The sequence below is a fragment of the Streptococcus mitis genome (genome assembly GCF_946190065.1).
In the GTDB taxonomy this organism is placed as follows: domain Bacteria; phylum Bacillota; class Bacilli; order Lactobacillales; family Streptococcaceae; genus Streptococcus; species Streptococcus mitis_DE.
Window position 1 is genome coordinate 32,044 of record NZ_CAMHZD010000009.1, and the last position, 21,630, is coordinate 53,673.

Genomic DNA, 21,630 nt, shown 5'->3' on the forward strand with positions numbered 1-21,630 from the left:
TTGCCGTACTCAAGTACAGCCTGCGGCTAGCTTCCTAGTTTGCTCTTTAATTTTCATTGAGTATTAAACTTTGATAGTTGAGATAATCAATAGCTCACCTATAAAAAGAGTTATAGTAAAATTTCTTATTTATTGATTTCAAGCTCCGACAACTGTGTTTGAATAACTGACAGTTCTGCACCAGCCTGAAGAAGAGCAGCTGCAGTATAGGCACCTTCTACAATTGGAACCCTATTGATGATGATACTTTTATCACTGAAATCAGCCACCATTTCTAAGTTCATTTTAGCAGAACCTAGGTCAAAAAAAGCTAATAAAGTATCTGCTGGATTTTCGGAAACAACCCTATCTACTTGATCAAAACTCGTTCCAATTCCTCCATCTTCGGTTCCTCCTACATAAGTAATCGGAATATCTTTAGCTACTTCACTAATCAGTTCAACGACACCTTGTGCAATGTGTTTAGAATGTGAAACGATAACAAGACCAATACTTCCCATTAAACCACCCCAGTTTCTAAAAGAGCAGTAAAGAGTAATCCTGATGAAAATGATCCAGGATCAATATGTCCAAGAGAACGTTCTCCTACATAAGATGCCCTTCCTTTAGTTGCAAGTAAATCTTTGGTAGCATTCACTAGCTTATCAATAACCTCTTGAGTCAATTGGCCTGCAGACAAAGCAGCAATAACAGGAGTCCAAACATCAACCATTGTCTTTTCTCCAACTTCTGCTTTCCCACGTTTGACAATCATATCCAAACCGCTTTGTAAGATTTCCTCTATTTTCGAATTTGAATCAGCCTTGGCCATGCCCATAAAAGCAGAGCCATACAAGGGACCAGAAGCACCGCCTACCTTGCTCAGTAATTGCATTGAGACAAGTTTAAACACATCACTGCTTGTTTCAAATTGCTTTCCTTCTAAGTTTTCCATAACTGCAGCCATTCCACGCGCCATATTTCCACCGTGGTCTCCATCTCCTATAGGGGTGTCTAGCTCACTAAGGTAATCTTTCTGTTCTTGAATCTTTTCATTAAAAAGCTTCATCCATTCAAGAGCTTGTTCAACATTCATGCGACATATCCTCCTTGAGTTTTACCAAGCTGGGGTAGTAACAGGTGTATTTAGAGCATCCAACCACTCATCATCTGCCAATCGAATCAATGTTAATGATAATCCAGCCATATCGATTGATGTCATATAGTTTCCAATTTTCTTAAATGCCAAGTCAACACTTTTTTCATGGAGTAATTTAGCCACATCATTTGCAAATACGTATTGCTCCATAAGAGGAGTGCTTCCTAAACCATTGATGAGAAGGCCATAGCGTTCTCCAGCTTTAAGTTGGAAACCTTCAGATAACTTTTCAACCAATTCTGAGGCCAATTGTGCTGAGGGTTGCATCTTCTCTTTCTTATATCCCGGTTCACCGTGGATACCAACTCCGTATTCAAATTCATCATCTTCTAGAACAAAACCTGGTTTGCCAACTTCTGGAACAGTAGCGCCAGATAGAGCTAAGCCAATTGTTTTAATTTCTAAGACAAGTTTGTCGGCCAAGTCCTTCATTTCAGATAATGTTTTACCAGAACGAGCCGCATCACCCAAAATTTTATGGACTAATATAGTACCTGCGACACCTCGACGACCTTGGGTATAGAGACTATTTTCAACAGCGATATCATCATCAACCACAACGCTTGCTACATCAATACCTTCCATTTCAGCAAGTTCTTGTGCAATTTCAAAGTTCATGATGTCCCCAGAATAGTTCTTGATGACCATGAAAACTCCAGCACCTTCATCAGCCGCCTTTATGGCTTCTAAAATTTGGTCCGGAGTAGGTGAAGTGAAGACTGCTCCACAAATGGCAGCAGACAACATTCCATCTCCTACAAATCCAGCATGACTTGGTTCATGTCCTGAACCTCCACCTGAAATGAGTCCAACTTTTCCTGTCTTTTCCGCCTTTCTAACAATGACATCAAAACCATCTAAGCGTTCTACCAAGTCATCATGCATGAATGACAACCCCTGCAACATTTCATCAACAACTTGTGTCGGTTCATTTATAATTTTTTTCATGAGAAACTCCTTTCGGCATGTATCTTTGTTTTCGCTTTCATTATATATTTTTTATTGCTAGATGATAAGGGACAGATTCTATTATTTGTCCCCTTTTAAACCCATTTAAAACATTTTTTTGGTAAAATGAAGGAAGTAACAGAAAGGCTTCCTATGGCATCATCACTTATTACAAAAAAACGGATTGCCAAGGCATTTAGAGACCTATTAGCTACTAGAGAATTTGATAAAATCTCTATTGTAGATATCATGGAATCAGCTGGCATTCGTAGACAGACCTTTTACAATCACTTTCTTGACAAATATGAACTGCTAGACTGGATATTTGAAAATGACTTAACCGAGTATATCACCAATAACTTGGACTTCATTTCAGGCCAAAAACTATTACAAGAATTATTTTTTTATTTCGAACAAGAGCGTGACTTTTATATTCAACTTTTTGATATTCAAGGGCAAAATAACTTCTATGACCAATTTATCAGCTACTGTCGCTTGCTTGTATCAAAAATTTTAAGAGAATACGGTCAGATTGATATCGATTCATCTGCTTATACTTGCTTTTTGTTAGACTATCATTCACATGCTCTAGCAGAGATCGTGAAGGCTTACGTCAATAAAAAAAGTCCAGTTCCACAACCAGACTTTCTAATCATGACAATTATTGGAAAGAGACCACAATGACATTTATTTCAAATCATAAACAAAAAATTATTTCAAGTTACATTTCAGCAACTGTTAGCAGTCATCCTGAATTAGAAAAACACCCTACCTTACCTTTAGTCTATCAAAAAAATCGCAATCCTCATCAGGTTCCAATATTGTCGGGTGGAGGTTCAGGACACGAACCTGCTCATATTGGATATGTGGGAGAAGGAATGCTTACTGCTGCTATCTATGGCCAATTATTTACTCCTCCTACAAGAACTGAAATCTTAGAGTCCATTCGTTTTTTAAACAATGGTCACGGTGTCTTCATCATTGTAAAAAATTTCGAAGCAGATATCAAAGAATTTAGCTCGGCCATTAATACTGCTAGAAAAGAAGGGATTAAAGTCGGCTATAGTCTAGCACACGACGATATTTCCATTGAACCTCACAATAGATTTCAAATTAGAGGAAGAGGGCTCGCAGGGACTATTTTACTTCATAAAATTCTAGGATATGCAGCTCAAAATGGTGCCGAAATAGAGCAACTAACTGATTTAGGTCATGAACTTGCTCCCGAAATCGCAACAATTGGCTTTGCAACGAAAGCTGCTAGTCTCCCCCAAGCCATCCTTCCACTATTTAACTTGGAAGAAGGAAATATTTCCTATGGTATTGGGATACATGGCGAAGAGGGCTATCGTGTGGTCCCATTCCAATCTTCAGAAATCCTTGCAAATGAAATTATAAGTAAATTAAGATTACACTATCATTGGAAAAAGGGTGATCAATTTATATTGCTTGTAAATAATCTAGGCACTACTAGCAACCTAGAAATGGGCATATTTATCAACGATCTCCTTCAACTCCTAGAAATTGAAGGAATCACTATTACCTTTATAAAATCAGGAACATTTATGACCAGTCTAGATATGGCAGGTATATCCGTAACTCTTTGCCCTGTAAAGAATAAGCAATGGTTAGAAGCGCTCAATGCTCCAACGACAGCTTTTGCATGGTAATTCTCTTGTATAACTCAAAAGGGCTACATCACTTGATAGCCCTTTTAATCTTATCTCATGTTTAAAAGAATTCATTCTTTCTATTTCAAGAAGTCCATCTATCCCTACAATTCTTCTGATGAGCTTTGAGTTTTTTCATAGCCCAATCATAGTGGCTTGACGTGCTACTAACAAAGTAAGAACCTAGACTTGTTCCGCCGGTCCACTTATAGACACCTTTGCTAAAGAGTTCGTCATTGCTAAAAACTTCTATCAACTCTAAAACCTCTCTATGTGATTGTTCTAGGAGTCTAGTCGCTTCTTCTAAGGAGGTTTTCTGGTGCTTCTTCCAAAAAGCGACATTCATTTCTCCATAAGTTTTCCAATTATAAGATTCAGGGAGAAAAGGTCTTTCTTGATCTTCTTGATTAGAATGTACCCAAGTCAAAAGTAACTGCTGCCATTCATAAAGATGGATCAAGACATCCCGTAGATTTTTATCCCTTTTCCAGTGAGCTTCTTTTTTCTTTGGGTCTCTTGAAAAATCAAATGGAGTCTGTAGCTCATCTTCACTTAATTGAGAGATGAAGAGGTTAAGCTTTTCATAATTTTCCTTAGAGACCTGCATTAGCTCCTCTTTTGTTTTTGGTCTAGGCACAGAGTTTTTCCCTTCATATTGCTAGTTATTATGAGAATTTTTTCTCCTTTAAATCTCTATAACTTATCCTTTAATTTCTCAACAAAGAGATAGGCTGCTGGACAGGTCAAAGTATTCTTAATCGTTAAATGGTTGATTTGATGGATCTTTTTGCGATCTGTATGGGGAAATTCCCGACAAGCCTTTGGACGAACTTCATAGATGGAACAGAGATTATCTCCTCCTAGAAAGGGACAAGGCATGGATTTAAAAACCTTATCACCATCTTCATCTACCTGCAGAAACTCCGCTTCAAAAGCTGGTAATTTCATCTTAAAGTACTTAGCAATACGAGTGATGTCTGCTTCCTTGAAGTCAGGTCCCAATGTCTTGCAACAGTTAGCACAGGCCGTACAATCAATCTCTGCAAAGACTTCTTGGTGTATCTGCTGGGCTATCTTATCTAGATTTTTTGGTGGCTTTTTCTTTAAATTGGCTAAAACTTTTCGATGCTCCTTCTGCTTTTGTAAGGCTAGCTGGTGGTAGTACTCAATATCAATTTCTTTAGACATGTTTTCTCTCTTATTCTAATTACTTTCCCCTATTATACCATGCCTCTGAACCATTGAAAAGTGGACTTTACAAGACTATACTATTCCCGAATGTATCAAAAAACCTTGCAACTAGGTTACAAGGTTAATGACATTAATCGAAGTTAACGTATTCTTTTTGAAGTTCAAGAACTTCTTCCATTGTTGAACACTCTGTAAGGGCACGGTTAGCGTACTCTTCCATCTTAGCAGTATCCAATTTCTTCATCAAGCTACGTGTACGAAGTACTGATGTTGCTGACATAGAGAACTCATCCAAGCCCATTCCGACAAGAAGTGGAACAGCTTTTTGGTCACCAGCCATCTCACCACACATACCAGCCCATTTACCTTCAGCGTGAGCTGCCTTGATAACGTTGTTGATCAAGCGAAGGATTGATGGGTTATATGGTTGGTAAAGGTATGAAACTTGCTCGTTCATACGGTCTGCTGCCATTGAGTATTGGATCAAGTCGTTTGTACCAATTGACATGAAGTCCACTTCTTTTGCAAATTGGTCTGCAAGCATCGCTGCTGCAGGGATTTCAATCATGATACCAACTTGGATGTCATCCGCAACTGCAACACCTTCAGCAAGAAGATTTGCTTTTTCTTCTTCATAAACTGCTTTAGCTGCACGGAATTCTTTCAAAAGGGCAACCATTGGGAACATGATACGCAATTGACCATGAACAGAAGCACGAAGAAGAGCACGGATTTGTGTACGGAACATTGCATCTCCAGTTTCAGAAATAGAGATACGAAGGGCACGGAATCCAAGGAATGGGTTCATTTCATGTGGCATATCGAAGTAAGGAAGTTCCTTATCTCCACCGATATCCATTGTACGAACAACCACTGGTTTACCATTCATTCCCTCGAGTACAGCCTTGTATGCTTCATACTGCTCATCTTCAGTTGGGAAGTCTTGAGAATCCATGTATAAGAACTCTGTACGGTAAAGTCCAACAGCTTCTGCACCGTTGTTATTAACACCTTCAACGTCTTTTGGAGTACCGATGTTAGCAGCCAACTCGAAGTGTTTACCGTCAGCAGTCACTGTTTGAGCATCTTTCAAAAGTGCCCATTCAGCTTTTTGTTTTGCATAAGCTTCACCAGATGCTTTAAATTCTGCCGCTTGTTCATCTGTTGGGTTGATAATCACTTCACCAGTAATTCCGTTAACGGCAAGGATATCACCGTCTTTCACTACTTCAGTGATGTTGTTTGTTCCCAATACAGCTGCAATTTCAAGTGTACGTGCCATGATAGCTGAGTGGCTTGTACGTCCACCGATGTTTGTTACAAAAGCTTTTACAAAGTTTTTGTCCAATTGAGCTGTATCAGATGGTGTCAAGTCATGCGCAATGACGATTACTTCTTCATTGATAGAAGCTGGGTTTGGCAATTTCTTACCAAGAAGATTTGCCAATACACGTTTTGTCACGTCGCGGATATCCGCTGCACGTTCTTGCATATATGGGTTGTCTTCCATGCCTTCAAAGATAGTGATGAACATGTCAGTCACTTCTTTAAGACCTGCTTCAGCATTGACTTTCTTAGCACGGATTGTTTCTTTAATCTGACCAATCAATTCTGGGTCAGCAAGAACCATCAAATGAGCGTCAAAAACTTGAGCCGCTTCTTCACCAAGCGTACCTACAGCTTTCTCACGGATAAGAGAAAGCTCGTTTTGAGAAGCTTCAAGAGCTACATCCAAACGAGCCTCTTCTGCGTTTGTATCTTCGACTGAAACAGTCTCGAATGACAAATCCGGTTGAACGAGTAGATATGCTTTTGCAACTGCAACACCATCAGATGCTGCGATTCCTTTAAGCATTTCTGTCATTTTCCTTATGCCAATCCTTCTTTTTCCATTGTTTCTGAGATTGCAGCGATAGCGTCATCTGCATCTGCACCTTCAGCTGAGATAGTTACATCAGCACCTTGGCCAACACCAAGACTCATAACACCCATGATTGATTTAAGGTTAACTGATTTACCTTTGTACTCAAGAGTGATATCTGAAGCAAATTTGCTTGCAGTTTGTACCAACAATGTTGCTGGACGTGCGTGAATACCTGTTTCTGCCACTACGTGGAAATCTTTAGAAGCCATAGTTTGACTCTCCTTTTGTTCTTTCTTTTTTGAGTTATATGTGATAACCCTTACAATTTGGTATTATACCATCTTCTAGGATTTTTTTCAAGCATTTTATGGGATTTATTCGATTTCCTTTCAGATAACTTGCTGAAAATCTTCTATTCTAGATAACAAAACACAGGATATAGTTTTCCAAAAAACTACTTCTAGGATAATTATCACTATTTCATAAAACAAACACTACATATTGTGTTTTGCAACCTTTAGTAGAAAAATAGACCACTATATTTAGTTTCAAATCATTGACAAAAATTTATTTTCTGATATACTAAGAAAGTAATCTATTTTGAAAGAGGAGTTACACAATGGTAACCGTTTATTCTAAAAACAACTGTGTCCAATGTAAGATGACTAAACGTTTCTTGGACAGTAATAATGTCGCTTATCGTGAAATCAATCTTGATGAGCAACCTGAGTACATCGATCAAGTTAAAGAGCTCGGTTTCAGCGCAGCTCCTGTTATCCAAACACCAACTGAAGTCTTTTCAGGTTTCCAACCAGGAAAACTGAAACAATTAGCATAATCTTAGTACATCATCCAGAAGAAACTGCTTCTAGGGCTAACTTAGAAGCCTTTCTTTTGTAATTAGATAAGGGAAATTTTATGGGATTAAAACATCTTGAAGACGTGACTTACTTCCGTCTCAATAACGAAATCAACCGTCCTGTCAATGGACAAATCATGCTTCATAAAGATAAGGAAGCCTTGGATGCCTTCTTTAAAGAAAATGTAGTTCCAAACACTATGGTTTTTGATTCAATCAAAGATAAAATCAACTACCTCATTGAACACAACTACATCGAAACAGCCTTTATCAAGAAATACCGTCCAGAGTTTTTGGAAGAATTGTCTCAATTTATCAAAGACCAAAACTTCCAATTCAAGTCTTTCATGGCAGCTTATAAATTTTACAATCAATATGCTTTGAAAACTAACGACGGTGAATATTATCTTGAAAGCATGGAAGACCGCGTCTTCTTTAACGCCCTTTATTTCGCTGATGGGAATGAAGCTATTGCCATCGATATTGCCAATGAAATCATCCACCAACGCTACCAACCAGCTACTCCTTCCTTCTTGAATGCTGGACGTGCTCGTCGTGGAGAATTAGTATCATGTTTCCTGATCCAAGTAACTGATGATATGAACTCTATCGGACGTTCTATCAACTCAGCTCTTCAACTTTCACGTATCGGTGGTGGTGTGGGAATTACCCTCAGCAACCTTCGTGAAGCTGGTGCACCTATCAAAGGCTATGAAGGAGCAGCTTCTGGGGTCGTTCCAGTTATGAAACTTTTCGAAGATAGCTTCTCTTACTCAAACCAATTGGGTCAACGTCAAGGTGCCGGTGTTGTCTACCTCAACGTCTTCCACCCAGATATCATCGCCTTCCTTTCAACTAAGAAAGAAAACGCTGATGAAAAAGTTCGTGTCAAGACTCTATCACTTGGTGTTGTAGTACCAGATAAATTCTATGAATTGGCTCGTAAAAATGAAGAAATGTATCTCTTCAGCCCATACTCTGTAGAGCTTGAATACGGTGTGCCATTTAACTACATCGACATCACTGAAAAATACGATGAATTAGTCGCAAATCCAAATATCCGCAAGACAAAAATCAAGGCGCGTGATTTGGAAACTGAAATCTCTAAATTGCAACAAGAGTCTGGCTACCCTTATGTCGTCAACATTGATACAGCTAACCGTGCAAACCCTGTTGATGGAAAAATCATCATGAGTAACTTGTGTTCTGAGATTCTTCAAGTCCAAGAACCAAGCTTAATCAACGATGCTCAAGAATTCCTTCAAATGGGGACGGACGTTTCATGTAACCTTGGTTCAACCAACGTAGTCAACATGATGACTTCACCTGACTTTGGTCGTTCTATCCGTGCTATGGTTCGTGCCCTTACTTTCGTTACAGATAGTTCACACATCGTAGCTGTTCCTACGATTGATCATGGAAATAGCCAAGCTCATACCTTTGGTCTTGGTGCCATGGGACTTCACAGCTACCTTGCCCAACAATTGATTGAATATGGATCGCCTGAGTCTGTTGAATTTACAAGCATCTACTTCATGCTTATGAACTACTGGACTTTGGTTGAGTCAAACAATATTGCGCGTGAACGTGGTATCACCTTCCACAACTTTGAAAAATCAGACTATGCTAACGGAAGCTACTTCGACAAGTATGTAACTGGCGAATTTGTTCCAAAATCAGACCGTGTTAAAGAACTCTTCAAAGATGTCTTTATCCCAAGTGCTGCTGACTGGGCTGAACTTCGTGACAAGGTTCAAGCAGATGGTCTTTACCACCAAAACCGGCTTGCTGTAGCGCCAAATGGTTCTATCAGTTACATCAATGATGTTTCTGCTTCTATCCACCCGATTACGCAACGTATCGAAGAACGTCAAGAAAAGAAAATCGGTAAAATCTACTACCCTGCTGCTGGCTTGTCAACAGAAACCATTCCTTACTACACTTCTGCTTACGACATGGATATGCGTAAAGTGATTGATGTCTATGCTGCTGCAACTGAGCACGTGGACCAAGGACTTTCACTCACACTCTTCATGCGTAGTGACATTCCAAAAGGACTTTACGAATGGAAGAAAGAAAACAAACAAACGACACGTGACTTGTCAATCCTTCGTAACTATGCCTTTAACAAGGGTATCAAGTCTATCTACTACGTCCGTACCTTTACAGATGATGGTGGAGAAGTCGGTGCCAACCAATGTGAAAGCTGTGTGATTTAATCTTTGCTTGAGGAAACTACTTTTTCTCAAATTAGTGATTCATTCACCCTGCTAAACTAAACTGGAATAAGCACCTATACTATGGAAAAACACAAAAGTCGGACTTCCGACTTTTTGTGCGAAACTACTCTAGGATTATGATAAAATAGAAGTAATTGTGAGTTCGCAATACTAAACACAGAAAGAGATTTCAAAATGGAAACTTACTACAAAGCCATTAACTGGAATGCCATCGAAGATGTCATCGACAAATCAACTTGGGAAAAACTGACGGAGCAATTCTGGCTCGATACACGTATTCCTTTGTCAAATGACTTGGATGACTGGAGAAAGCTATCAAATGTAGAAAAAGACTTGGTTGGGAAAGTCTTTGGTGGTTTAACACTTCTCGATACTATGCAATCTGAAACTGGGGTTCAAGCCCTTCGCGCGGACATCCGTACACCACATGAGGAAGCTGTTTTCAATAACATCCAATTTATGGAATCTGTTCACGCTAAATCTTACTCATCAATCTTTTCTACCTTGAATACCAAAGCTGAGATTGAAGAAATTTTCGAATGGACCAATACCAATCCTTACCTACAAAAGAAGGCTGAGATTGTCAACGAAATCTACCTAAACGGTAGCCCACTTGAAAAGAAAGTTGCTAGTGTCTTCCTTGAAACCTTCCTCTTCTACTCAGGTTTCTTCACTCCCCTCTACTATCTCGGTAACAACAAACTGGCCAACGTCGCTGAAATCATTAAATTGATTATTCGTGATGAATCTGTTCACGGAACCTACATTGGTTATAAATTCCAACTTGGTTTCAATGAATTACCTGAAGAAGAGCAAGAAAAACTCAAAGAATGGATGTACGATCTGCTATACACTCTCTACGAGAATGAAGAAGGTTATACAGAGAGCCTCTATGACGGTGTTGGTTGGACTGAAGAAGTCAAAACCTTCCTTCGCTACAATGCTAACAAGGCACTCATGAACCTGGGACAAGATCCACTCTTCCCAGATTCAGCTGATGATGTCAACCCAATCGTTATGAACGGTATTTCAACAGGAACTTCTAACCACGACTTCTTCTCTCAAGTCGGAAATGGTTACCTTCTTGGTGAAGTTGAAGCTATGCAAGACGATGACTACAACTACGGTTTGGACTAATTCAATTATCCCAGAACTGATAACAAATATCATGGCTTGTTTAAAACAACCATGATATTTTTGTTTTTGTTTTCTTTTGTTTTTTAAATTGATTGATTGAATACTTTATGATAAAATAGTAATAGAAATAGAGGTGATAACGATGTTAAAGCAGGAAAAACTAGATAATATTCTAGAAACGGTAAATACAAAGGGAACTATTACTGTCAAAGAAATCATGACTCGCTTGGATGTGTCGGATATGACTGCTAGACGCTACTTACAAGAGTTAGCAGACAAGGATTTACTTGTTCGGGTGCACGGGGGAGCTGAAAAAATTCGCACAGGTTCTATTTTAAATAATGAACGTTCCAATATTGAAAAACAAAGCTTACAAATCGCAGAAAAACAAGAAATTAGCCGTTTTGCAGGCCATTTGATTGATGAGGGTGAAACTATTTTTATCGGCCCTGGTACGACCTTAGAATCTTTTGCCCGTGAACTTCCAATTGATAATATTCGTGTTGTAACAAACAGTTTACCAGTCTTTCTCATCTTAAACGAACGAAAACTAACAGATTTGATTTTAATCGGTGGAAACTACCGCTCTATCACTGGAGCCTTTGTGGGAACACTAACCTTGCAAAACTTAGCCAATCTTCAATTTTCTAAAGCTTTCGTTAGCTGTAATGGTATTCAGGACAATGCGATTGCGACCTTTAGTGAAGAGGAAGGTGAATCTCAACGCATCGCCCTCAATAATTCCAATAAAAAATACTTACTAGCTGACCATAGTAAGTTCAATAAATTTGATTTCTATACCTTCTACAATATCTCTGATATTGATATCATCGTTTCAGATTCTAAACTGAGCAAAGAAACGTTTGAACAACTTTCAAAACAAACAAAAATTATTCTTTCTAAACCATAAAACTGAGGATTGATAAAAAATAAAATGCGTCATATCAAGAAAATAAGAATCTTGATATGACGCATTTTTGGATGAAGATTTTTACAAGGAGTTTCCTAGATTATTTATGATTGTTGAAACGGCATAAAATCTGAATCAAAGGAGATATTATCCCGTTCTTCAGGACTGATAAAATTTAAAAAGATATTTTTAAATTCTTCCAGCTCATAGTCTGAATGGCAAATCCATTCTTTACCGGTAGAGACATACCATTTCCCAAAATTTTTCAGCTCCTCATTAGTCAAACAAGGTATTTGAAAACATTTATCAAAATTGATAATATAAACTTTTTCATAAATAGATTGGATAAAATCTTTGAACATCTTTTGCCTCACTAGAATTCTATATCTAATTACTCATTCTACTAGTCTATAATCTGACTTTCTGCTACTTTCTTGTACCAGTGAGCTGATTTCTTAGGATAACGTTCTTGAGTTTCAAAGTCTACATAGAAGAGACCGTAACGTTTTTCATAACCGTTTGACCATGAGAAGACGTCCATCAATGACCAGATGAAGTATCCTTTGACGTTTGCACCATCAGCAATCGCATCAGATAAGACCTCTAAGTGTTGTTTGACATAATCAATACGGCCATCATCATAAACAGTATTGTCTACAAACTCATCTTTATAACCAAGTCCATTTTCAGTGATGTAAATCTTCTTATAGTTCGGATAATCTTTCTTCACGCGCATGATTTGGTCATACAAACCTTGAGGGTAGATAATCCAATCCCAATCCGTACGTGGTACATAGTCAGGAGCTACACGACGACCAACACCTTTGATTTGGTATTTAGAGCTTCCTTTCTCACCCTTACCATTATGGATAATTTCAGTTTCTCCATCAAAGGCTTCCATCCAGTCACTCATATAATAGTTGATGCCTAGAAAATCATTCAAGTCTTTCGCAGCTTCTAATGCTGTGAAATCTTCTTCACGAAGATCCAAGCTACCACCATTGACTGATAAGATATGGTTGACGCCTTCCATCGTTTCAGCTGAATAGTGACCTAGATAAGTTGCATCCAAGATAAATTTATTGTGGATGATATCTTCCAACTCAGCTGCACGAACATCTGCTGGATTTTTAGGATCTAAAGGATACTTGGTTGGCAGTGCGTGAACAACACCAATTTCACCTTTATAACCTTTATCTTTATATAGCTTAACTGCACGCGCATGAGAAACCATCATATTGTGGTGCGATTGGAAAACTTTGGCAAGGTCGTACTGAATACCTGGAGGGAATTTTCCAACCAAGTATTGACCATCACCAATTGGCCCAATTTCATTAAAGGTTGTCCAATAGTTTACTTCTGGGAATTCTTCAAAACAGAAGGCAGCGTAGTCTACAAAGTGTTCAATATTTTCACGGTTTAAGAAGTCTCCATTTGAGTGGAGAGCTTCTGGCGTATCAAAGTGATGAAGAGTTACAAAAGGCTCAACATGACGTTTGTGACACTCTGCAAATAGATTATGATAAAATTCAACACCTTTAGCATTTACTTGATCGTAACCAGTCGGGAAAATACGTGACCAGGCAATAGAAATTCGAATACCATTGACACCATACTCTTCTGCTAGCTTGAGGTCAACTGGGTATCGATTGTAAAAATCACTGGCTGGTTCGGCAGTGTACCAGTAGTTATCTTCAAGATATTTATCCCAAGCAACTGGTCCTTTTCCATCAGTATGCGTAGCGCCTTCTGCTTGATAGGCAGCTGTTGCGCCACCGAAAATAAAGTCTTTTGGTAATGATTTTGTCATTTTTTCACCTATTTCTTGATTTAAATAAAGTAAAAGTGAGAGGAGAGGAGTCAGTGAGCCATCCTTCTCCATCTCACTTCTTGTACCAAGTCACCGAATTGTAACATGAGGAGGTAAAAACGATAGCTTTTTACCGACGAATTAATAAGGCGATTAGGAAATTTGCCATAGCGATTGCCGTAACGATAGGAGACTATTTCATAGTCCCTATCGTTAATCGAATTGTGACATGAGAAGGTAAAAACGATATCTTTTTACCGACGAATTAATAAGGCGATTAGGAAATTCGCCATAGCGATTGCCGTAACGATAGGAGACTATTTCATAGTCCCTATTATTAATCGAATTGTGACATGAGGAGGTAAAAACGATAGCTTTTTACCGACGAATTAACAAGGCGATTAGGAAATTCGCCATAGCGATTGCCGTAACGATAGGAGACTGTTTCACAGTCCCTATCGTTAATCGAATTGAGCTTGTACGAATGCAAGAGCACCTTTTCCATCACGAGTTAATTTGATGTATTGAGCGCCTTCTGTTTTCGCTAGTTTAATACCGAGCTTATCTGTTTCTGCTTTCATGTCTTCAAAGTTTGAAGCAACTTGAGGGGCAAGGATAACAAGATCAAACTCTGGCAACATTTCACGGTGAGCACCATAGCCACCTGCTGCTGCTTTCACAGGAACATTGTATTCTGCAGCTGCCTTATTCAAAGCATTCGCAAGAAGTCCACTTGTCCCTCCACCTGCACAGAGAACGAGGACATTTGTTTCTTCAGTGATTGTATTTTGTGCTGCTTCTACACCAGCTTTTTCAAGAATAGCATCTGCTTTTGCAGTGTTGAAGTTTGCGGCAACTTTTTCTTTCAATTCATCATTAGATTTACCTGAACGCTCTTCTTCAAGAATTTGTTCATCATATACTTTAAGGAATGGATAGTAAATGACTACGTCAACCACGATTAGAAGGGCAGCAAGAATGAATGATAGAACTTGGAAGTTCGTACCAAGAACTAGACCTAGTGGAGCTGGAGTTGTCCATGGTAGATTAGCAGTAAATGAGTTCATTCCAAGTGTTTCAATAAAGAATTTGAATATCCAAACGTTTGCGATTGGAGCAAAGATAAATGGAATGAAGAAGATTGGGTTTAATACAAGTGGTGCACCAAACAAGATTGGTTCATTTACACCAAAGAATGTTGGAACTACTGAAGCACGACCGATTGCACGGTTACGTTTAGATTTTGTTAACCACATGAACATGAATGGAACAACCAGTGTCGCACCAGTACCACCCATGGTAACGATAAACATTTGTGTACCAGAAGTAAGAATCTTGTCAGCGTGCATACCTTGTTGGAGAAGATTCAAGTTGACTTCGGCATTGGCATAGGTAATAGCTGCGATAGCAGGTTCAACGATAGATGGACCATGAATGCCAACAAACCAGAAGAAGGCAAAGGCACCAAAGATAATGGTAATACCTAGATAGCCATCAGCTGCAGAGAAGAGTGGTGCAAAGAATTTACCGATTGATTCTGCTACACTAGCACCAACAAAATGACGAGCTAGTAAATCAAGAGCATAAAGAGAAACAACTGAGAGAGTGAATGGAATCACATCTTTAAAGACTTGTGAGATATTTGGTGGAACTTCGTCAGGCATACGAATAGTGACGTTGTTCTTAACACAAACCTTATAGATTGCTACGGTAACAAAGGCTGAAAGGAAGGCTGAAAGCAAACCTTTTGTCCCCAAGAATCCAGTAGCTAGACCATTTTCGATAGGATCAGCTGCCAACATCAACAAACCAACAATCGCTGCCAACAGTGTTGACATATAGTTGATTTGATTAGTTTTCTCCATGCTACGGTTTACTGAGTCGGTCAAAGATTTAGCTGTTGTACCAGCTACCAAGAGAGCTAGAATCCCCATTGAATAGCTGTAAGGTTTCATGAGAAAGGCTACAACTTCATCAGACCATTTAAAGCCCCATGAGTTTGGTACAAAGGCAATCAAGATAAAAATACTTGAGAAGAGAATAACAGGCATACCTGCAATGAAACCATCACGAATAGCACGAAGATAGATATTACGAGATAATTTCTCAAAGAAAGGCTTTCCTTTCTCGATAAATGCAATTAGTTTGTTCATTATTTAATTCCTCTCTTGTACAGTTCAATTAAATGGTGCATCAAATCTTTTAACAAAATAGTTGTCATCAAGTGGTCTTGGCCATGCATCATGGTTACACTATAGGCTAAGTCCTCACCTGAAGCTTCCTTAGTCAATAGACTTGTTTGCGCGTGGTGAGCCTCTGCAATACAGCTACCAGCTTCCTCTACCAGACTATCCGCTTTTGCAAAATCACCAGCTTCAGCAGCTTTCAAGGCTTCCAATAGTTTTGAACGAGCATCGCCAGCATAGGCTACGATTTCAAAACCTAACAATGTTACTTCTTCTCTATTCATGATAGAATTCTCCTTATATAGTTTAAATAAATTTTTATGACAATAAACGTTGGATATGTAGAACTAGATAAACTCGTTCACTTTTATACAAATCAAGACCCGTATGTTGCGTGATCACATCATAGATCTTGGAACCAATCTCGAACGCTTTTGGATAGGATTGTTTGATATGGTCTTCCATATCCAGAAGTGATTGGTTATCATCTCTAGACCTGTCTAAATAATCCAAGAAATAATTCAAATGAATCATAAAACGATCATAGAAATGGTTATTCTCTTTGGTTCGTTGAATTGCATAGTCCGTTAAAACTTCTTCAACATTCCTGAGAATTTCTTTCCTCTTATCAATCGACTCCACAAGTTCCACTTCATTTTCACCTTCGGCATTAATGAAATGATAAGCAATCCGAATAATTTCGTCCTCAGGAAAATGATCTGCTAGCTTCTGACGGTAAATTTCAAATGCTTCATTTGCGATTTGAAAAGCGACAGGATACTTAGTGGAAATATCTGGCAGATTACTATCCTTGTACCTTCCTTGTGCTAGAGCTTGGTAAGAACAGTAAATATGGTCTGTCAAGGTCACGTAGAGATATTCTTGAACCGGATAATGATATTTCTTTGATAGCTTATCAATGATCTCATAGGTCACCGTGATAAAATCAAGCGGAACATCTTTGAGGAGAGCCATAAAGTTTTCTCTGGACTCTTCGGTCTTCATCCGAAAGATTTTCTCAACCTGCTGTTCAGCAATAAAATCTCCCTTCTTCTTTCCAAATGCAATCCCTTTACCAATCACAATCACTTCTTCTCCTTTATCATTTCTGACAAGCGAGACATTGTGATTTATTGGATTTAGAATTCGATACATGTCAACCTCCTTTTATATCTTAAAGGTATATGAGTATAAAAAATGACCACAAATGAACTAGAAAATCAGCCGATTTCTAATTCACCTGTGATCATGCCTAATATTACTTAGTAACACTCACCTTGTATTAACTTGTGATTTAAGTATAGCACAAGTAAGTTATTTTGTAAACCTTTACATAAAACTTTTTTTAAAATTTTTTTAGATTCATGTTCCTAACCTAGGAGGACTTTCTTACACGCGTTCTTTCCATGAAGTCGCTGTTGTTTGAAGAACTTTGTTGAGTTCGTCAATGTTTTCAAAGCCAGTTGTACGAAGCCATTCGCGAGCTGCTGCTTCACCATCTTTGATGTAAGCTTCAACTGATCCAGCCCATGTAGCACGGCCACAAAGAACTCCGTTAAAGTTTGCACCTGATTCGTGGGCAAATACAAGAGTATCTTGGAAAAGTTTAGCTGATACACCAGCACTCAAGTAGATGTATGGCAAGTTAGTTGCTTCATCTTGAGCTTTGAAGAAGGCTGCTGCTTCTTCACGTGTATAAACTACTTCACCTTCAGCGAAACCTTCAACATATTTAATGTTAACAGGAACTTCTACTTTCAAGACATCAATGTTAAAGCGTGGGTCTGAGAAGACTTTCATAGCACCAATAACTTTGTGTGGTTTTACTTTAGCGTATTCTACAGAACCTGCGTCCGCAATTTTTTCATCGTAAGCAAGAATTTCAAGGAAGAATGGGATATCTTCAGCCACACACTCAGAACCGATGCGTTCGATGTAGGCTTGTTTTTCTTGGTTGAGTTCGTCTGAGCTATCTACATCATAGTAAAGCAAGAATTTAACTGCATCTGCACCCTCTTCTTTAATACGTTTTGCAGACCAAACATCCAAGCAGTCTGGCAAGCGTTTTGTACTTGTTGTATCATAACCTGTTTTTTCATAAGCAAGGAGAAGACCAGCTTTTTCATCAAGAGCTTTAGTTGCTGGAAGTCCATACTCAGGGTCAAGAAGCATAGATGAAGCGTATTTAGTCAATTCATCTGCTACCAAGACTTTAAGTTCTTCCATTTGAGCCACAGTTGGTTCTTCTGTTTGGTGTTGTGCCATGAGGCGTTTCAAAGCACCACGTTGGTCAAATGCAAGAGCTGAGATGATACCATTTTCATCAGAAAGTTTTTCTAAGCGTGCACGTTTTTGTTCTGTTAAAGCCATTTTATACCTCTTTTACTATTAATTGATCATATAGAGCTTGATAGTTGGCCATATTGACATGACCAGTCATTTTTTCTTGAGCATTGAGCATACCAAGGACATTTGCCTTGATGAGTAATTCTGCATCCGATTCTTTATGAAGAAGTCCTGAAGAAATTCCTGCTACAGTAGAATCTCCAGATCCGACAGGATTTACCACCTGAATTCTAGGAATATCTACCTTGTAGAAAGTGTCACCATGTTTGGCAAAGGCACCGTTGGCACCAAGTGAAACAATAATCCATTCAATCCCTGCAAACAAAGGTTCTTGAAGTACTTCTTTTAATTCATCCAAATCCTCAGAAACTTCTTTTCCAAGAAGCTGGGATAATTCCTCATTATTTGGTTTGATGACTGTTGGTTTATGTGGTGATTCAAGAACCGCCTGAAGTGCTGCACCAGAGCAATCCAAGACAACAGGCTTGCCAGCTTGATTAGCAAGTTTTACCAAGCTCGCATAGTAATCAACTGGAAGACCAGCTGGCAGACTACCTGAGATAGCTACTACTTCAACTGACTCCAGAAGATTTTTGAAATGTTCCAAAAAGTCTTGACCTTCCTGTTTCAATACTTCAGGACCTTTTTCAAGAACTTCTGTTTGGTTGTCTCCATGGAGAATAGCGATACAGTTACGAGTTTCCCCCTGAATTGAGAAGAAATCTTTCTTTACTTGATCATCGATATGTTCAACCAAAAACTCACCAAGTTTACCACCAACTAAGCCAGTAGCAAGGACAGAATCTCCAAACTCTGAAAGTACGCGAGTAACATTGAGTCCCTTACCACCAGCCGTTTTGGTTACATCCACCACACGATTGACAGTATCAATCTTCAACTCATCCAAGGGATAGGAAATATCAATGGATGGGTTCATTGTGACTGTTAAAATCATAGGTTACCTCTTAGTCGTGGTATTCTCCGCGATCCCATTTTTCAAGGAATTCAGTGAAGAAGTTTGCGTCTGCTTGATGTGCGTTATGACTTTCAAGGTGTTCAATTTTCGCAATCAATTTTTTGTTTTCTTCAGATGGTTTGTATTCAGCATGGATGAAAGCTTCAATGATATCACACATGAGTAATTCACCAGTAATCTTACCACCAAAACCAATAACGTTGGCGTTCAATTGCTCTTTAGCATAAAGGGCTGTTGTCATATCACGAACCAAGGCAGAACGAACACCTGGGACTTTATTTACAGCGTTGTTGATACCAACACCAGTACCACAGATACATACCCCAAGATCAGCTTGACCGCTAGTTACAGCTTCACCTACTTTTTTTCCAAAGATTGGGTAGTGAGTACGTGTATGGTCATATGTACCAAAGTCAATGACTTCATATCCTTTTGATTTCAAAAATTCTGAAACCGCCATTTTTTCATCTGTTACGATGTGGTCACATCCAATTGCAATTCTCATTAGTTATTCCCTCCGATTAATTATATAAATCTAATATCATTTATCCTTACTCAAGAAAAATCAAGATTAGCTTAGGAAGCTAGCTGCAAGCATAACTGTGGTTAGCTAAAGTGAGCTGACGACAGATTATCTTGATTTTTGAAGAGTATTAGCACATTTTGTTCAACATGTCGACACGAATTTGGTGACGTCCACCATCGTATTTACCGTTAACAAATCCTTTAGCGATGTTTTTAGCCAATTCATCACCAACAAGTTGTGCACCCATAGTGATCATACGTGAGTTGTTGTGGCCACGAGTCATATAAGCTGAACGTTCGTCAGATACTTCTGCAGCAACCATTCCTTTGATCTTAGTTGCGACCATAAATGGACCAGCTCCATAAGCATCAATCACGATACCAAGGTTTTGTTCTTCTTTGTTTACTTCTGCAGCAACAGCGAGAGTCACATCAACAAAGTCTTGACCTTCAGCTGTAACATCCACAACGTGGAAGTTTTCTTTTTCCAAGAAGTCTTTCACAACTTCTTTCAATCTCAAACCTGCAGCATCTGCACCGATAACAATAGACATATTGTATACTCCTTTTATTTTTCTAGGCTAGTAAAGACTTTTATAGTTAGCAGTTTACCTACAAAAGGATTTCTAGCAGTTTATTGACAAATTGGATTGAATGAGATGAATTGCACCTTATTCAAGTTTAGGAAATCAGTTTCCTAGAAATAATCTTTCTCCACGAAAGAGAATATAACAAGTGATTATTTGTTTGTTGCAAACATCATTTGTTGCTTACAAACATAATATACTCCTATTTCTTAAAAAAGTCAACAGTTGATGTTTGTTTTTGTGTTTTTTAACTAAAAAATTTCGATATCAAAACCAATTTGATCCACTTGACCAGGTTCTAGTAGGCGAACGTTTTTCTTATCTTCTAGATGATCTCCTTCTTCAAGGGATGTTGACAAGCCAGACCATGGTTCAAAAGCAATGAAAGGTCCTTTATTCAAAGTTGACCAGATAATGAGATTTGAAAACTCTGCAAAGTGCACTTTCAATCCCTTATCATGTTTACGAGAACGAAGAGCAATTGTTCTAGATTGCAATTCATCTAAAGTAACTGCATCTGTACTGAAAAGATCATAGCTGAGGTCTAATTCTTTTTGACCTTCTAGCCATGGACTTCTATCTTGAAAATCCAGCATACCCGTTTCTGGGAAAGGACGTGGAACAGAGCAAGTCTCTTCTTTTTCAAACTCTATATAGTAATCTTCGTAGACTTCATCATCAAGTAGAGGACAATTAAAGCCTGGATGTCCACCAATAAAGTAAGGCATGACCTTGCTAGTTTCTTTATTGAAAAGCTTGTATTGAGTTCGTACTGTTTTGCCAGAAAGGCTATAAGTGATTTCTAGGCGGAAATGATAAGGATAGTTTTGATAGCTATTCTCATCGTCTTCGATTGCAAAAGTTACACTATTATCTGTCTGTTCAACTAATTCAAATTCTTTCTTGCGAACCAAACCATGACGAGGAATCTTTCCTTTGCTTTCTTGTCCCTTCTCATCTATATAAAGTGCTGTATCCTCTCTCAATGAACCACAAATGGGAAACAGAACAGGAGCTTGTCCACTCCAATAAGTAGGATCCCCTTGCCACAAATACTCCAGTCCCTCAGCATCTTTTATAGAAGAAAGAGCCCCACCAAAACTGTTAAATTGTACTCTTAATTGTTCTGATTTTAATTCAATTACCATTATTTTCTCCGATTTCTTGATAGTTTATAAAAAACTAGGCTGTCACTCCTAATGGTATGACAACCTAGTTTCAACAATTTACACTCTGCGAAAAT

At 38.6% G+C, this 21,630-nt stretch carries 23 protein-coding genes; 6 read left to right on the forward strand and 17 right to left on the reverse strand.

Going from position 1 to position 21,630, the window contains the following annotated elements; translation table 11 throughout:
- Nucleotides 1–125: 125 nt before the first annotated feature.
- Genes dhaM through dhaK form a run of 3 tightly spaced genes read right to left on the reverse strand, consistent with a single transcriptional unit; the run spans nucleotide 126 to nucleotide 2,086 of the window.
- Nucleotides 126–500, reverse strand: a complete 375-nt coding sequence (gene dhaM, locus OCF96_RS05450; RefSeq protein ID WP_261446637.1) for a dihydroxyacetone kinase phosphoryl donor subunit DhaM — start codon at nucleotides 498–500, stop codon at nucleotides 126–128.
- Complete coding sequence (dhaL, locus tag OCF96_RS05455) at nucleotides 500–1,075, reverse strand: dihydroxyacetone kinase subunit DhaL (RefSeq protein ID WP_001100267.1); 576 nt, start codon at nucleotides 1,073–1,075, stop codon at nucleotides 500–502. Before dhaL ends, dhaM begins: the two co-directional genes overlap by 1 nt.
- 21 nt (nucleotides 1,076–1,096) lie before the next feature.
- Nucleotides 1,097–2,086 (reverse strand): dihydroxyacetone kinase subunit DhaK, encoded by a 990-nt coding sequence (gene dhaK / locus OCF96_RS05460; RefSeq protein ID WP_261446638.1) that lies wholly within the window; start codon nucleotides 2,084–2,086, stop codon nucleotides 1,097–1,099.
- Between the two features lie 153 nt (nucleotides 2,087–2,239).
- Between dhaK and dhaS the strand changes: the two genes are divergently transcribed.
- Together dhaS and dhaQ are read left to right on the forward strand one after the other, a co-directional pair.
- Complete coding sequence (gene dhaS / locus OCF96_RS05465) at nucleotides 2,240–2,770, forward strand: dihydroxyacetone kinase transcriptional activator DhaS (protein ID WP_070527476.1); 531 nt, start codon at nucleotides 2,240–2,242, stop codon at nucleotides 2,768–2,770.
- Nucleotides 2,767–3,756 (forward strand): DhaKLM operon coactivator DhaQ, encoded by a 990-nt coding sequence (dhaQ, locus tag OCF96_RS05470; protein WP_261446639.1) that lies wholly within the window; start codon nucleotides 2,767–2,769, stop codon nucleotides 3,754–3,756. The genes dhaS and dhaQ overlap by 4 nt, the downstream gene beginning before the upstream one ends.
- A gap of 85 nt (nucleotides 3,757–3,841) precedes the next feature.
- Here dhaQ and OCF96_RS05475 read toward each other — a convergent pair whose 3' ends face one another.
- From OCF96_RS05475 to OCF96_RS05490, 4 genes are all read right to left on the reverse strand, one after another.
- Nucleotides 3,842–4,393 (reverse strand): ClbS/DfsB family four-helix bundle protein, encoded by a 552-nt coding sequence (locus OCF96_RS05475; protein ID WP_261446640.1) that lies wholly within the window; start codon nucleotides 4,391–4,393, stop codon nucleotides 3,842–3,844.
- A gap of 56 nt (nucleotides 4,394–4,449) precedes the next feature.
- The gene (locus OCF96_RS05480; RefSeq protein ID WP_000031478.1) at nucleotides 4,450–4,944 is read right to left on the reverse strand and encodes a YkgJ family cysteine cluster protein; all 495 of its coding nucleotides are present in this window, start codon (nucleotides 4,942–4,944) and stop codon (nucleotides 4,450–4,452) included.
- A gap of 133 nt (nucleotides 4,945–5,077) precedes the next feature.
- Complete coding sequence (ptsP, locus tag OCF96_RS05485; RefSeq protein WP_261446641.1) at nucleotides 5,078–6,811, reverse strand: phosphoenolpyruvate--protein phosphotransferase; 1,734 nt, start codon at nucleotides 6,809–6,811, stop codon at nucleotides 5,078–5,080.
- 5 nt (nucleotides 6,812–6,816) lie between these two features.
- The gene (locus OCF96_RS05490; protein ID WP_000146947.1) at nucleotides 6,817–7,080 is read right to left on the reverse strand and encodes a phosphocarrier protein HPr; all 264 of its coding nucleotides are present in this window, start codon (nucleotides 7,078–7,080) and stop codon (nucleotides 6,817–6,819) included.
- A gap of 350 nt (nucleotides 7,081–7,430) precedes the next feature.
- On the opposite strand from OCF96_RS05490, the gene nrdH reads away from it, so the two are divergent.
- The 4 genes from nrdH (at nucleotide 7,431) to OCF96_RS05510 (ending at nucleotide 11,957) form a co-directional block, all read left to right on the forward strand.
- A complete protein-coding gene (nrdH, locus tag OCF96_RS05495) occupies nucleotides 7,431–7,649 on the forward strand; it encodes a glutaredoxin-like protein NrdH (RefSeq protein ID WP_000259240.1) in 219 nt (72 codons plus the stop codon).
- Nucleotides 7,650–7,729: 80 nt separating this feature from the next.
- A complete protein-coding gene (nrdE, locus tag OCF96_RS05500) occupies nucleotides 7,730–9,889 on the forward strand; it encodes a class 1b ribonucleoside-diphosphate reductase subunit alpha (protein ID WP_004254513.1) in 2,160 nt (719 codons plus the stop codon).
- Nucleotides 9,890–10,084: 195 nt separating this feature from the next.
- A complete protein-coding gene (gene nrdF, locus OCF96_RS05505) occupies nucleotides 10,085–11,047 on the forward strand; it encodes a class 1b ribonucleoside-diphosphate reductase subunit beta (protein WP_000451386.1) in 963 nt (320 codons plus the stop codon).
- A gap of 142 nt (nucleotides 11,048–11,189) precedes the next feature.
- Nucleotides 11,190–11,957 carry a DeoR/GlpR family DNA-binding transcription regulator gene (locus tag OCF96_RS05510; protein ID WP_049516646.1) on the forward strand — a complete coding sequence of 256 codons (768 nt, stop codon included), beginning with the start codon at nucleotides 11,190–11,192 and terminating at the stop codon, nucleotides 11,955–11,957.
- Nucleotides 11,958–12,061: 104 nt separating this feature from the next.
- Here the strand turns inward: OCF96_RS05510 and OCF96_RS05515 are convergent, their stop codons facing one another.
- The 10 genes from OCF96_RS05515 to OCF96_RS05560 all read right to left on the reverse strand — a co-directional run bounded on the left by OCF96_RS05515 (nucleotide 12,062) and on the right by OCF96_RS05560 (nucleotide 21,535).
- On the reverse strand, nucleotides 12,062–12,319 hold the full coding sequence (locus tag OCF96_RS05515) for a DUF3884 family protein (protein ID WP_000471575.1): 258 nt from the start codon (nucleotides 12,317–12,319) through the stop codon (nucleotides 12,062–12,064).
- A 41-nt stretch (nucleotides 12,320–12,360) separates the two neighbouring features.
- Complete coding sequence (gene lacG, locus OCF96_RS05520; RefSeq protein WP_141230867.1) at nucleotides 12,361–13,767, reverse strand: 6-phospho-beta-galactosidase; 1,407 nt, start codon at nucleotides 13,765–13,767, stop codon at nucleotides 12,361–12,363.
- 461 nt (nucleotides 13,768–14,228) lie between these two features.
- Nucleotides 14,229–15,920 carry a lactose-specific PTS transporter subunit EIIC gene (locus OCF96_RS05525; RefSeq protein ID WP_201059063.1) on the reverse strand — a complete coding sequence of 564 codons (1,692 nt, stop codon included), beginning with the start codon at nucleotides 15,918–15,920 and terminating at the stop codon, nucleotides 14,229–14,231.
- Nucleotides 15,920–16,237: a PTS lactose/cellobiose transporter subunit IIA gene (locus OCF96_RS05530; RefSeq protein WP_261446642.1), complete on the reverse strand. Its 318-nt coding sequence runs from the start codon at nucleotides 16,235–16,237 to the stop codon at nucleotides 15,920–15,922. Before OCF96_RS05530 ends, OCF96_RS05525 begins: the two co-directional genes overlap by 1 nt.
- 34 nt (nucleotides 16,238–16,271) lie before the next feature.
- Nucleotides 16,272–17,108 carry a transcription antiterminator gene (locus OCF96_RS05535; RefSeq protein WP_261446643.1) on the reverse strand — a complete coding sequence of 279 codons (837 nt, stop codon included), beginning with the start codon at nucleotides 17,106–17,108 and terminating at the stop codon, nucleotides 16,272–16,274.
- A 234-nt stretch (nucleotides 17,109–17,342) separates the two neighbouring features.
- Complete coding sequence (lacD, locus tag OCF96_RS05540) at nucleotides 17,343–18,323, reverse strand: tagatose-bisphosphate aldolase (protein ID WP_001229114.1); 981 nt, start codon at nucleotides 18,321–18,323, stop codon at nucleotides 17,343–17,345.
- A 1-nt stretch (nucleotide 18,324) separates the two neighbouring features.
- Complete coding sequence (locus tag OCF96_RS05545) at nucleotides 18,325–19,254, reverse strand: tagatose-6-phosphate kinase (RefSeq protein WP_261446644.1); 930 nt, start codon at nucleotides 19,252–19,254, stop codon at nucleotides 18,325–18,327.
- Nucleotides 19,255–19,264: 10 nt separating this feature from the next.
- Complete coding sequence (gene lacB, locus OCF96_RS05550; protein ID WP_050390022.1) at nucleotides 19,265–19,780, reverse strand: galactose-6-phosphate isomerase subunit LacB; 516 nt, start codon at nucleotides 19,778–19,780, stop codon at nucleotides 19,265–19,267.
- A 148-nt stretch (nucleotides 19,781–19,928) separates the two neighbouring features.
- Nucleotides 19,929–20,354, reverse strand: coding sequence for a galactose-6-phosphate isomerase subunit LacA (gene lacA, locus OCF96_RS05555; RefSeq protein ID WP_000029277.1), 426 nt, complete (start codon nucleotides 20,352–20,354; stop codon nucleotides 19,929–19,931).
- A gap of 284 nt (nucleotides 20,355–20,638) precedes the next feature.
- On the reverse strand, nucleotides 20,639–21,535 hold the full coding sequence (locus tag OCF96_RS05560) for an aldose 1-epimerase family protein (protein WP_261446645.1): 897 nt from the start codon (nucleotides 21,533–21,535) through the stop codon (nucleotides 20,639–20,641).
- Nucleotides 21,536–21,630 lie beyond the last annotated feature (95 nt).